Annotated in this window: 13 protein-coding genes; all 13 read left to right on the forward strand. The window is 29.9% G+C overall.

What is annotated here, in order from left to right; translation table 11 throughout:
- The first annotated feature begins 152 nt into the window (after positions 1–152).
- The 13 genes from gpmI (at position 153) to RMN92_RS11335 (ending at position 13314) form a co-directional block, all read left to right on the forward strand.
- Entirely contained in the window at positions 153–1667 is a 1515-nt protein-coding gene (gene gpmI / locus RMN92_RS11275) for a 2,3-bisphosphoglycerate-independent phosphoglycerate mutase (protein WP_309609546.1), read from the forward strand.
- A gap of 151 nt (positions 1668–1818) precedes the next feature.
- Positions 1819–2586 (forward strand): carbonic anhydrase, encoded by a 768-nt coding sequence (locus RMN92_RS11280; protein WP_309609547.1) that lies wholly within the window; start codon positions 1819–1821, stop codon positions 2584–2586.
- Positions 2576–3340 carry a DUF2490 domain-containing protein gene (locus RMN92_RS11285; protein WP_309609548.1) on the forward strand — a complete coding sequence of 255 codons (765 nt, stop codon included), beginning with the start codon at positions 2576–2578 and terminating at the stop codon, positions 3338–3340. Before RMN92_RS11280 ends, RMN92_RS11285 begins: the two co-directional genes overlap by 11 nt.
- 309 nt (positions 3341–3649) lie before the next feature.
- Entirely contained in the window at positions 3650–4348 is a 699-nt protein-coding gene (locus RMN92_RS11290) for a TerC family protein (RefSeq protein ID WP_309609549.1), read from the forward strand.
- 118 nt (positions 4349–4466) lie between these two features.
- Positions 4467–5108 carry a leucine-rich repeat domain-containing protein gene (locus RMN92_RS11295; RefSeq protein WP_309609550.1) on the forward strand — a complete coding sequence of 214 codons (642 nt, stop codon included), beginning with the start codon at positions 4467–4469 and terminating at the stop codon, positions 5106–5108.
- A gap of 55 nt (positions 5109–5163) precedes the next feature.
- Positions 5164–5967: a Fic family protein gene (locus RMN92_RS11300; RefSeq protein WP_309609551.1), complete on the forward strand. Its 804-nt coding sequence runs from the start codon at positions 5164–5166 to the stop codon at positions 5965–5967.
- A 114-nt stretch (positions 5968–6081) separates the two neighbouring features.
- On the forward strand, positions 6082–6795 hold the full coding sequence (locus tag RMN92_RS11305) for a DUF2490 domain-containing protein (RefSeq protein WP_309609552.1): 714 nt from the start codon (positions 6082–6084) through the stop codon (positions 6793–6795).
- A 14-nt stretch (positions 6796–6809) separates the two neighbouring features.
- Positions 6810–7484 (forward strand): TetR/AcrR family transcriptional regulator, encoded by a 675-nt coding sequence (locus RMN92_RS11310; protein ID WP_309609553.1) that lies wholly within the window; start codon positions 6810–6812, stop codon positions 7482–7484.
- A gap of 4 nt (positions 7485–7488) precedes the next feature.
- On the forward strand, positions 7489–9147 hold the full coding sequence (locus tag RMN92_RS11315; RefSeq protein WP_309609554.1) for an ATP-binding cassette domain-containing protein: 1659 nt from the start codon (positions 7489–7491) through the stop codon (positions 9145–9147).
- Between the two features lie 4 nt (positions 9148–9151).
- Positions 9152–10495 carry a biotin/lipoyl-binding protein gene (locus tag RMN92_RS11320; RefSeq protein WP_309609555.1) on the forward strand — a complete coding sequence of 448 codons (1344 nt, stop codon included), beginning with the start codon at positions 9152–9154 and terminating at the stop codon, positions 10493–10495.
- Positions 10496–10557: 62 nt separating this feature from the next.
- Positions 10558–11943 carry a TolC family protein gene (locus tag RMN92_RS11325; RefSeq protein ID WP_309609556.1) on the forward strand — a complete coding sequence of 462 codons (1386 nt, stop codon included), beginning with the start codon at positions 10558–10560 and terminating at the stop codon, positions 11941–11943.
- A gap of 102 nt (positions 11944–12045) precedes the next feature.
- Complete coding sequence (map, locus tag RMN92_RS11330; RefSeq protein WP_309609557.1) at positions 12046–12864, forward strand: type I methionyl aminopeptidase; 819 nt, start codon at positions 12046–12048, stop codon at positions 12862–12864.
- Between the two features lie 75 nt (positions 12865–12939).
- On the forward strand, positions 12940–13314 hold the full coding sequence (locus tag RMN92_RS11335; protein WP_309609558.1) for a GxxExxY protein: 375 nt from the start codon (positions 12940–12942) through the stop codon (positions 13312–13314).
- Positions 13315–13782: the final 468 nt, after the last annotated feature.

A 13782-nucleotide genomic window follows, 5' to 3' on the forward strand; every position in this document is an offset into this window, starting at 1 on the left:
TTTTTTTCTAAAAATTGCAAAGAGCTTCCTTTGGTCGCTTTTGCAATTCAAGAAAAAAATAACCATTTGCTCAAAAAAGCTTTCCACTTCTGTCAGGGCTAAAAACAAAAAACGTTGTAACTTTGTATACTAGCAACAATAATCTTTTTCAAATGAAAAAAGTAATTTTAATGATACTCGATGGTTGGGGGAAATCGCCAGATCCAAAAGTTTCAGCCATTGACAATGCCAATATTCCATTCATCAATTCATTATACCAAAAATATCCAAGCGCACAGTTGCGTACCGACGGACTCAATGTTGGACTTCCAGATGGACAAATGGGAAATTCCGAAGTTGGACACATGAATTTGGGTGCAGGAAGAATTGTATACCAAGATTTAGCAAAAATAAATTTGGCCGTTCAAAATAAAACATTGAACCACGAAAAAGTGTTGATCAATGCTTTTGAATATGCAAAAAGCAATAATAAAAAAGTTCATTTTTTAGGATTGGTTTCAGATGGCGGCGTGCATTCTCATATTGAACATTTAAAAGGATTAATAGATGCCACACAAGAATTTGGTTTAGAAAAAGTATTCATTCACGCTTTTACAGACGGTCGCGATGTGGATCCAAAATCAGGAGTTTTGCATATTTCGGCTTTAGAAAACCACATCAAAAATACCACTGCAAAATTAGCATCGATTGTTGGAAGATATTATGCCATGGATCGCGACAGACGTTGGGAAAGAGTAAAATTGGCTTACGATTTAATCGTAAATGGTATTGGAACCCACTCCAAAAATGCAGTAGATAGCATACAAGATAATTATTCAAAAGACATAACAGACGAATTTATCAAACCTATCGTAATGGTCGATAATAATGACAAACCACTGGCTAAAATTGAAGAAAATGATGTGGTTATTTTCTTCAATTTCAGAACAGATCGAGGCAGACAACTAACCGAGGTTTTAACCCAAATGGATTGCCATGAACAAAATATGCACAAAATGAATTTGTATTTTGTAACTATGACAAATTACGACGATACTTTCACTGGAATGCATGTAATTTATGAAAAAGACAATTTAAAAGAAACCTTGGGAGAAATATTAGAAAAAAACAATAAAAAGCAAATACGAATTGCCGAAACCGAAAAATATCCACATGTAACCTTTTTCTTTTCTGGCGGAAGAGAAGAACCATTTGTAGGCGAAACACACATTTTAAAAAATTCACCCAAAGTAGCCACTTATGATTTGCAACCAGAAATGAGCGCTTTCGAATTAGCAGATGCTTTGGTTGTAGAACTCGAAAAAGGAGAAGCCGATTTTGTATGTCTTAATTTTGCCAATGGCGACATGGTAGGTCATACTGGCGTTATGAAAGCTGCCATAAAAGCTTGCGAAGCAGTAGACAAATGTGTGGAAAAAGTGATTACATCGGCTCTAGCCAATAATTATACAACAATTGTGATTGCAGATCATGGAAATTGCGAAACCATGATCAACCCAGATGGTTCACCAAACACAGCACACACAACAAACCCAGTACCTATTATTTTAGTGGATAAAGATTTGAAAACAATTCACGACGGGGTTTTGGCAGACATTGCTCCTACTATTCTCGAGTTAATGAATATTGAAAAACCAGAGGTTATGATTAGACATTCATTGCTATAATATTATTTTAATTAACTATTTTTAAGAGACTCAAATTTTAGAGTCTTTTTTTTGTAATAAAAAGTTAAAATTTGCAATATCAATAGTAATGCTATCATATTTAATTATATTTGTATCAATATATAAAAGTATAACAATTAACAATATCTTTATGAAAAACTTACTTATCATTTCGGCAGCGTTATTAATTTCTACCGCTTCGTTTTCACAGAAAAAAGAAATTAAAACTTCAAAAAAAGTAATCGATTCGATTTCTTGGAGAAAAGAACACTATGTAATTAATAGAGATTCGGCCTATGCCGATCCTAGAATAGGACTAAAAAAACTTGTTGGTGGTAATAAACGGTTTATTGAAGGCAAAACAATCAAACCAAGACAAGATATGAATACTATTAAAAAGTTAGAAATGGGACAAGAACCATTTGCTACAATAGTTGGCTGCAGCGACTCAAGAGTGCCAAATGAAATGATTTTTGATCAAGGTCTTGGAGATTTATTTATAGTAAGAACAGCTGGTCAAGTTTCAGCAGCAGCATCATATGGAAGTATGGAATTTGCAACTCTCAAGCTAAAAACAAAACTTATTGTAGTTTTAGGACATACCGAATGTGGTGCTGTTGCGGCTGCAGTAGAACGACCAGAAAACGTTCCTGGACATATTGTTACATTAATAAACGAAATAAAACCTGCAGTTGCAAAATGCGCTCATTTACCTGGAAATAAAGTTAACAATGCGGTGAGACAAAATGTAATTGATCAGGTAAACAATCTAAGAGATTTAGAACCTATTTTGCACAAAAAATACATTGAAGGAGAAATTTTAATTGTTGGCGCTGTGTATGATATTCATACTGGTAAAGTAGAATTTCTTAATGAAACATTAATTAATCTACCACAACCTAAAAAAAATGATAAATAAGTCTACCATTTTTTTCACATTTATATTCTGTTTTGTTTGTGCAACACTTTTATCACAAAATACCAGAAAAAATGAAGCCAATCAAATAGGTTGGTACAACTATTTTGGAACTCTCAAAGTAAATAATAAATACAGTATCCATACTGAATATCAGTTAAGAAGAACAAATTATATACTAGATAAACAACAAGGCTTACTTCGTGTAGGTGTAAATTATCAATTAAATCCCAAGGTTCAATTTAGATTAGGATACGCTTGGATAGAAACCTTTCCTTATGGTAATACACCTTTAAATGGAATGGGGAAAAATTTTACTGAACACCGCATTTTTCAAGCAGTAACCATAATCGATAAAATTTCGATTATTGAATTATCACATAGATTTATGTTAGAACAACGATTTATTGGACGGTATTCTTCAGTCAATTTAAATACGGAAGATGAGTTTCCTATGCTCAACAGAATACGCTATATGTTTAGAATGCAGTTGCCATTAAAAGGTAAAAGTATTGTCAATAACACACCATATTTAGCTATTTACGATGAGTTATTTGTAGGTTTTGGACCAAATGTAAATGAAAATATTTTTGATCAAAACCGTATTGGTGTTTTATTGGGTTATAAAATTAACAACAATATTCGCTTTGAAGCAGGATACTTAAACCAAACATTACAATTAGGTAGAGAAGTAAATCAACAAAATATATTTCAAAATAATAACGGCTTAATTGTAAATACAATTCTAAATTTTTAATAATAACTTATTGTAGACATAACATAAATTAATTATTGGTATAAAAGGAAATTTATTTTATGGATTTCCTTTTTTTATAAATAAAAGTTAAAAATTTTATTATTAATAGCATTACTATTAAAAAAGCGCTTAATTTTGTAATTTGACTAAATTTCGTATTCCATGAAAACTAAAAATTACATAAACACGCTATTTATGTTGGGATAAAATAGTTTGTTTCGTTAAAAAAAATGACAATTAAAAAGATAATAAAAGCAACACAAATCTCTAAAATAAAAAAATTAAAATTAATTTTTAATACAACAAATTATGATTGATGCTATAATTCCTCTCTTATCATTAATTGCTTTAGAAGTAATTTTAGGAATTGACAATATCATTTTTATATCTATTTTAGCCGATAAATTACCCGAAAACCAACGAAACAAATTGCGTTATTGGGGAATTGGTTTGGCAATGGTTATGCGTTTGCTTTTGCTAGCAGTTATCACTTGGATTTTACGGTTAGACCAAACCCTTTTTACCATTTTATCGACCGAGATTTCAGGAAAAGGCTTAATATTGCTAGGTGGAGGATTGTTTTTAATTTATAAAAGCACCAAAGAAATTTATGAAAAGACAGAATCTCATACAAATGATACTCCTGCAATTCCAACAAAAAATTCTTTTTTAAAATCGCTTTCAGAAGTGATTATTTTGGATATTGTTTTTTCAATAGACTCAATTATCACAGCTGTAGGAATGGTTCAAGAACTTTGGATAATGTACACTGCAGTTATTGTTACAGTGGTTATTATGCTTTTTGCTTCGAAACCAATTAGCAGTTTTATATCTAAACATCTATCTTTCAAAATTTTAGCGCTTTGTTTTTTAATGATGATAGGTGTTTCGCTTATTGCCGAAGGATTACATTTTGAAATTCCAAAAGGCTACATATATTTTTCGATGGCATTTGCATTTTTAGTTGACATTGTTCAAATGAAAACGGTTAAACCTAAGATTACTTAATCTTATTCATATATAAAGTTATTAACGCTACCTTGCTTAGTAGTTTTTTGTAATAAAAAGTTAAAATTTTCAATATTAATAGTAATACTATTATATTTGCAATATATATTATAAACTTATGAAAAATTCAGCTATATTATTAGTCATATTTTTAAGTCAAGTAATAATGGCTCAAAATAGTATTGATTCATTACAATTAAAAAAAGAATACACGAATATTAAGGATGCTTTAAAAAATCCTGAAATAGTTTACAGGCTAAATTTGAGTAATCAAGACATCAAAATAAATTCTGAAGATTGGACAAAATTTACCAACCTACAATATTTAAACTTGAGCAATGACCATTTGAAAACTATTCCAAACGAAATTAGTCTTTTAAAAAATCTAAAAGTTTTAGATTTAAGTGGAAACGATTTTGCTGTACTTCCAACCGATTTGTGGAAGTTGTCTAATCTAGAAAAACTGTATCTTAATAATGAAAAAAATCTAAAGCTAGAGGAAAATATATATATGCTAGGAAAACTACCAAAACTAAAAGAGTTGCATCTAGAAGATGATGATTTGAAAATCCTACCAAATGATATTATACAATTAAAACAATTAGAAAAATTGTATTTGAATAAGAACAAATTTCAAAATATTCCTTCGCAAATAAGAAGTTTGGAACATTTGCAATATTTGGATCTGGAAGGAAACAAGATAAAACCTCAAATAATGGCGCCAGAAAATTATAATTTTGGATTTAAATTACATTTTTAAAAGGAATAATTATGGAATGATATATTAAATTGTATAACTGTTAAATTAATTTAAGATGATTTTATTACCCCTAAAAATAATTCATGTTAATTTTGAAAAAATCAATAAAATTGATGCTATTGTAAAATCTATATACAGACTAATTATTTATGGTCGACATCATTTAGATGATGATTTATTGGATATTTATTTGAATGGCATGCATGATTTAAAAGATTTGGTCGGAATAAAAAATGCTCAAATGGAAGCACAAAATGATCAAGAAGCAGAAGAATATTTGTCAAATTTAAAAAAAACACTTGACTTTGTCATGGAAGAAATAATTTTAGACAATAATTTTGAAAAAGAATTACAATTGTTTCAGCTTTTGAGATTAATTTCTCCTGAAACAAATGTTATTCATCCAAACCAATATCGAAACACTTTGATTCAAATTGGTTCATACATTTGTCCTGAACCTAATATGGTACCGCAATTGGTTTCAGAATTATTTTATAAAACGTTAAATATCTCGAATCCAATTGTTAGAGCCATTTATTTTCACCATGAACTCATTAGGATTCACCCATTTGCAGATGAAAATGGAAGAGTGACTAGAGTTGCCAAAAACTGGATGCTCATGTATAATTTATATCCTCCAATTTTTATTAATGACGCAATCGAAAAAAAAGAATATATAAATACTTTGTCCAATAGTTTCAAACATATTGATAAATCTCCAAATAAGTGGAATATATATACTGGCCAATTTTTTGATCAGGAATTGGACAGACTACTAGCCAATGTAAATTTTTTATTTGAAACAGTCAATAAAATTGGTTTGGAAAGAGAACAAAAACTGATAAATAAAAAACAATAAACAAGCGATTAAATAAAGTAAATTAAATAAATATCGAACATCAAAATCAAAAATTTTCAAAAATTAAAATACAATAAAGCACAATATGTATTTAAAAGAATGAACCAATTATAAATGAATAACACATACAATTGCCTACTACTATTTTTATTTACTACCGTACTTTTTTCGCAAGAAAATTTGGGTTCATGGAATATTTTAAATGTAAATTTAAAAATAAATTCAAAATGGAATGCTTTTACTGAAGCACAGTTGCGAAGTTTATCGTTTTACGATGAATTTCATTATTATGAAATAAAGGCTGGCGCAACTTATAAATTTAGTAAAGATTTTACTGCTACTTCGGGCTTTGGATCATACAATACGTATAGTGAAGGCGGCAGTTTTAAAAATCCGATTCAAAATAAAGAAATAAGAACTTGGTTGCAAATTAACCTTAAAAATCCTTTGCGATTTTTTACATTAGAGCATCGTTATCGTGCCGAACAACGTTTTACAAGTAATGGATATAGAAACCGTTTCAGATATCGATTGGGCGCAACAATTCCTGTAAATAAAAAAATTATAGAACCAAAAACTTTTTATTTTTCAGTTTGGAATGAATTATTTTTTACCAACGGCGAACCATTTTTCGAAAGAAACAGACTGTTTTTAGGTTGTGGTTATGAAGTAAATAAAAATGTAGCCATTCAAACTGGCTATATTTATCAATTTGATTACAAAATAAATGACGAAACTGGGCGCAATTTTTTAAACATTGCGCTCCTTTATAATTTTGATTTATCTAAACAAGAAGAAAAAGAATTTATTCCAACAACATCAGATTAAACCTATTTAAAATTATGCAAACTATATTATCAAACATTAAAATTCAAGTGAATCCAAAAATTTATGTAAAAGATCCTGAAACTTCAGCTCTTGGAAAAAAAATAATAAACCAAAGTATACTTTTAATTGATGAAATAGGTTTTGATAATTTTACTTTCAAGAAATTAGGCGAGCGTATTGGCTCGAACGAAAGCTCTCTTTACAGGTATTTTGAAAACAAACACAAACTATTGGTTTATCTATCTTCTTGGTATTGGAGTTGGATAGAATATAGACTGGTTTTTGGAACTTCAAACATTGATAATAATTTTGAAAAATTAAAAAAAGCCATAACTATTGTGACCGAAAAAATTGTTGATGATGAAAACACAGAACATATAAATGAAAATGTTTTAAATAAAATAATTATTGCAGAATTCACAAAAACATTACATACAAAAGAAGTAGATGATGAAAATAAAGAAGGTTTTTTCTTGATTTACAAACGTGTTATCAATAGAATCATAAATATTATAAACGAAATAAATCCAGAATATCCATTTGCAAAAAGTTTAGTTTCTACAATTGTTGAAGGGAGTTTGCACCAACATTTTTTGAGAGACCATTTAAAAACCATTACAGATTGCAATGAAATTATCAATCCATCCGATTTTTATATTGATGTTGCTTTAAAAGTTTTGAAAAAATAATAACATGACGCCACTAAAAAGATTTTACGATTTACTAAAATTAGACAAAAAAGATGTGTCTCAAATTTTCTTTTATGCCATATTTGCTGGTCTCATAAGTTTGTCATTGCCACTTGGTATTCAAGCCATTATAAATTTTATCCAAGCAGGAAGAATAAGCGCTTCCTGGATTGTTTTGGTTATATTGGTGGTTTTTGGAGTGGCATTGGTAGGTATTTTATCTTTGATGCAATTGCGAATTACAGAAAATTTACAACAAAAAATATTTGTGCGTTCGTCGTTTGAATTTGCTGCAAGATTACCTAAAATTAAGTTCGAAGAATTGTACAACAAATATCCGCCAGAATTAGCCAATCGGTTTTTTGATACGATGAGCATTCAAAAAGGAACTTCAAAATTATTAATCGATTTTTCGGCAGCCATTTTGCAGATTACTTTCGGATTAATTTTGCTTTCGCTTTACCATCCTTATTTTATCGTTTTTGGAATCTTGTTATTTTTACTCTTGTATTTTATATTCAAATTTTCTTATAATTCTAGTTTGGAATCGAGTCTAAAAGAGTCAAAGTTCAAGTATAAAGTAGCAAGTTGGCTGCAAGAAATAGCACGCAATAACATCAGTTTTAGAAATGAATTAAACTTTGATTATGCATTGCAAAAAAACGATAATCTAGTGACAGATTATTTAAATTATCGCGAAAAACATTTCAATATTATCAAAAGACAATTCGGTCAATTAATTGTTTTTAAAATGATTATTACAATGAGTTTACTGTCAATTGGAGGTTTTTTGGTCATCAACCAACAAATGAATATTGGACAGTTTGTGGCAGCAGAAATCATTATTTTACTCGTAATTAATTCTGTTGAAAAAATAATTTTAGGATTAGAGTCATTTTATGATGTACTCACTTCTATCGAAAAAATTGGACAAGTAACCGATATGGATTTAGAATTAGAAACCATTTCTGATTATACCAGTTGCTACAACAATATTTTCTTGGAAACAGAAAACTTAGAATTCAAGTTTCCAGATTCAAAAAATAATATTTTAGATAGCATTTCTTTAAAAATAAATCAAGGTGAAAAAATTGTAATCAATGGCGAAAATGGCTCAGGAAAAACTACTTTAATTAGGGTTTTGTCAGGATTGTTGCACCAAACATCAGGTTCATTTTACATTAACGATGATAGTTTTAGAAAAATAAATTTAAATCAGTACCGTTCACAAATTGGATCTATTGTTCATAATGAAACACCTTTTGAAGGTACGATTCTCGAAAATATTACTTTCAATGACCCAAATATTACTGATGAAAATATAAAATGGGCAATAAATGCAACACAACTTTCTTCTTTAATAAAAACACTACCTCAAGGTTTAAATACGAAAATTTTCCCAGAAGGAAGACAACTTTCATCGTCAAATGCTCAAAAAATTTTGTTGGCAAGAAGCATTATTCACAAACCAAAAATATTGTTTTATGAAGACCCAACAGATACAATGGACCAAACAGTTGCTAACGAAATTATTGATTTTATAACTTCCGAAAAAAATAACTGGACAATAATAGTTTCCTCAAAAAACCCGTATTGGAAAACCAAATGTAACCGAGAGATTATGATGGAAAATGGTGTAATTATTCAAGATTCTAAAATATAAACCGATGCTAAACATTTCAAAAAATAATATTTTCCCAATAAAAACACTTGAAAAATATAAAAATGTTAACGGTTTAAACCACCGTCCGCATTACAAAATATTGAACAGAATTATTGCTTTGGTTTCTATATTAGGAATTGTTATCTTGTTTTTGCCTTGGACACAAAATATTTCTGGCTCAGGAGCTGTAACAACTTTAAAACCAAATCAAAGACCGCAAACCATACAAACAGTAATTGCTGGAAAAATCGAAAAATGGTATGTCAAGGAAGGTGATTTTGTAAAAAAAGGCGATACTATTCTATTTATTTCAGAAATAAAAGAAGATTATTTTGATCCAAATTTGGTTGAAAATACAAAAAATCAAGTCGATGCCAAAAAAATGTCGGTTCAATCTTACGAATCTAAAGTAAAAACGCTGTCGTCACAAATTGGTGCCATTGAAAATGAAAGAGTATTAAAATTGCAACAAGCCAAAAATAAAATCAAACAAGCTACTTTTAAAGTAAAAAGCGACAGCATGGATTTGGTAGCGGTGCGAACGCAGCTCAAAATAGCCAATACACAATTTGACCGATCTGTGCAACTTAATAAGGAAGGTTTAAAACCGTTGACGGATGTAGAAGAAAAACGATTGAAATTGCAAGAAGTAGATGCCAAAATAATTACCCAAGAAAATAAGTTATTGACTTCAAAAAATGAATTCATTAATGCAAAAGTCGAAATCAATAGAATTTCTGCTGAATATTCTGAGAAATCATCCAAAGCAGAAAGCGACCAATTTACGGCAAAAAGCAATCAATACGATACCGAAGCGCAAGTTAATAAACTCCAAAATCAATATGCCAATTATAGTATAAGAAACGGATTGTACTATATAAAAGCACCGCAAGATGGCTATGTGAATCGGGCATTGCAATCTGGACTTGGCGAAAATATTAAAGAAGGAACGGCTGTGGTAAGCATAATGCCATCAGATTATGATATTGCCGTAGAAAGTTTTGTAGATCCTATTGACTTGCCACTGATTACCAAAGGCGAAAAAGTAAGGGTTTGGTTTGATGGTTGGCCTACGATTGTTTTTTCGGGTTGGCCCGATATGTCTTACGGTACTTTTGGTGGAGAAATTATAGCCATAGAAAATTTTATTTCAGATAATGGAAAATTCAGAATATTAATTGCGCCTGACAAAAATGAAGCAAAATGGCCAAAACAAGTTAGCATTGGCTCTGGTGCTCAAACAATTGCATTATTGGATAATGTACCTATTTGGTTTGAAATTTGGCGAACATTAAATGGTTTTCCACCCAATTATTATAAACCGAATGCTGTAAAAGAGAAAAAATAATTATTCACCACCAATTCACAGAATTTTAAATAATTCGTGAATTAGCGGTAAAAAATAGCAAAATGAAAAACCTTTTTTTAATAGTATTTGTTTTTACTTTAAAATCGTTTGCACAAGAAATTCCTAAAGAATTCACGTATAATGAATATTTAGGGTATGTCAAAAAATACCATCCATTGGTAAAAACTGCCAATTTGGAACTCAACAAAGCCCAAGCCAATTTAATGATGGCTCGCGGTGGTTTTGACCCAAAAATTCAAGTCGATTTTGATAAAAAACAGTTTAAAGACAGCGACTATTATTCCATTTTAAATAGCAGTTTCAAAATTCCTACTTGGTATGGTATCGAATTAAAAGCGAGTTTTGATAATAATGAAGGTATTTATTTGAATCCAGAAAATACAGTCCCAAATCAAGGTTTGACTTCTTTTGGAATCAATATTCCACTTGGTCAAGGTTTGTTTATTAACCAACGAATGGCAGATTTACGCAAGGCAAAAATTCAACTTCAATTGAGTAATGCCGAAAGAAAATTGCAAGCCATTCAGGTATTATATGATGCTTCTGTGGCGTATTTTAATTGGAAAAAGAATTATAATGAAGTGAAATTATACCAAACTTACGCTTCGAATGCAGAAATTCGTTTTAAAGGAACTAAATCTTTAATTGAACAAGGCGACAAACCAGCAATTGACAGTACCGAAGCAGGAATTATTGTAAAAAATAGATTATTGAGTTTAGAAGATTCGAATTTGAAACTCACAAAATCTAAACTGGAATTATCAAATTTTTTATGGTTGGAAAATAATATTCCGTTGGAACTTTCTGATGCATTAATTCCAGAAGAAAAATTGGAATTTACGATTCAAGAAACATTAAGAACCAACGATTTGTTGAACCAAGATTTTACGATTACCAATCACCCAAAAATAAATGCTTTGCAAAGCAAAATTGATATTTTAACAGTAGAACAAAAACTAAAAGCCAACTTGCTTTTGCCAAAAATAGATGTGGGTTACTCCTATTTATCTGAACCGAGTTATATCGATAATTATCAGTTTAAAGATTATAAAGTTGGATTAAATTTTTATTTTCCACTATTTTTAAGAAAAGAACGTGGCAATTTGAAATTGGCGAAATTAAAAGTGCAGGAAACCGTTTTTGAACTTGATTTAGAAAAAGTACAATTGACCAACAAAATTAATGCTCAAAAAATAGAAATTCAGTCTTTAACAAGGCAAAAAAACTTAATCAACAGTTTGGTAAAAGACAATTTAACGATGCTTACTTCGGAAGAACGCTTGTTCTCGTTTGGCGAAAGTTCGATGTTTTTGATTAATACTAGAGAAAATAATTTGGTTTCGGCTCAGCTTTCGCAAATTGCTTTGGAGAATCGGTTTTATATTTCGAATTCTGAATTGTTTAGAATTTTGGCGAATCCAGATTGATGATTGATACCGATTTTGATTTTTTGAAATTGATTTTTGAAATTGAAATTACTATTATTGAATTCGTATCTTTGCACCTTTGAAATTGAAAAAAGCATAAAAATGATTGTCCAAAAAACGAGAGAGCAAATTGAATTGATGCGCGAAAGTGCATTGATAGTTTCTAAAACTTTAGGAATGATTGCGCGGGAAATTAAACCTGGCGTAACCACTTTGTATTTAGACAAATTGGCGGAAGAATTTATTAGAGATCACGGTGCAATACCTGGTTTTTTGGGATTGTATGGTTTTCCGAATTCGTTGTGTATGAGTCCAAACTCGCAGGTCGTTCACGGTATTCCGAATAATATTCCGCTTGAAAGTGGCGATGTGATTTCGGTAGATTGTGGTGCTTTTAAAAATGGCTATCACGGCGATCATGCCTATTCTTTTGAAATTGGCGATGTGGCTCAAGAAACCAAAAAATTACTCCAAATTACCAAAGAAAGTTTGTATGTTGGTATTCGAGAATTCAAAATTGGAAATCGTGTAGAAGATGTTGGAAACGCCATTCAAACTTATTGTGAAAAAGCAGGTTACAGTGTTGTGAGAGAATTGGTTGGACACGGTTTGGGTACAAAAATGCACGAAGATCCAGAAATGCCTAATTATGGAAAGCGCGGTCGAGGAAAAATGTTTGTAGAAGGAATGGTTGTGGCAATTGAACCTATGATAAATATGGGAACTCGGAACATCAAACAACACAAAGATGGCTGGACAATTACGACTGCCGACGGAAAACCAAGCGCGCATTTTGAACACGATGTGGCTTTGATTGATGGAAAACCTGAAATTTTATCGACTTTTAAATATATTTATGAAGCTTTGGGAATTGTGAGTAATGAAGAGGATGAGTTTAGGAAAGTGGCTTTCGCTTTTTAGACACGAATTTCACAAATTTTCACTAATAAATTTTGATTTAAATTTCACTAATTTATAGTAACTTTTATTTTTAATATGGAAGATCTTTATTTGAAAGAAGAAATTTATAAAATCGTTGGATTATGTATGGAAGTTCACAAAATACTTGGTAAAGGTCATAGTGAAGTGGTTTATAAAGATGCTTTGGAATATGAATTCAAAGCAAATAACATCCCATTTGAAAGAGAAAAAGAGTATAAAATACAATATAAAGACATTGTATTGCCAAGAAAATACAATGCAGATTATGTAGTTTTTGATGAAATAATTTTTGAAGTGAAAGCCATATCACAATTAACCATTAGTGATACGAAACAAACTTTGAATTATTTAGCTTGTTCGAAAAACAGATTAGGGTTATTGGTGAATTTTGGTGAAGATAGTTTAAAATATAAAAGAATTATTTTGTAAATAAAAATTGCACACAAATTGCACTAATTTTCACAAATTAATTAATATAGTTTGGTGCGTTCTTTTTAAAACGAAGTTTTCAAATTAGTGAAATTAACCCCGAAATACATTCGTGAAATTAGTGTAATTCGTGTGAAATAATTTCTCCCATTTTACACGAATTTCACAGGTTTGCACGAATAAAAAAGGAAAAAAACAGATTTGTAAAATTTTTGAAATCAATTGTACAAGATAATTAGTGAAAATTAGTGTAATTCGTGTGAAATAATTTCTCCCATTTTACACGAATTTCACAAATTTGCACGAATAAAAAAAGAAAAAAAACAGATTTTCAAAATTTTTGAAATCAATTGCACAAAATAATTAATGAAAATTAGTGTAATTCGTGTGAAATAATTTCTCCCATTTTACACGAATTTCACAAATTTGCACGAATAAAAAAAGAAAAAAACAGATTTTTGAAATTTT

Source organism: Flavobacterium sp. (genome assembly GCF_031363805.1).
GTDB lineage: Bacteria > Bacteroidota > Bacteroidia > Flavobacteriales > Flavobacteriaceae > Flavobacterium.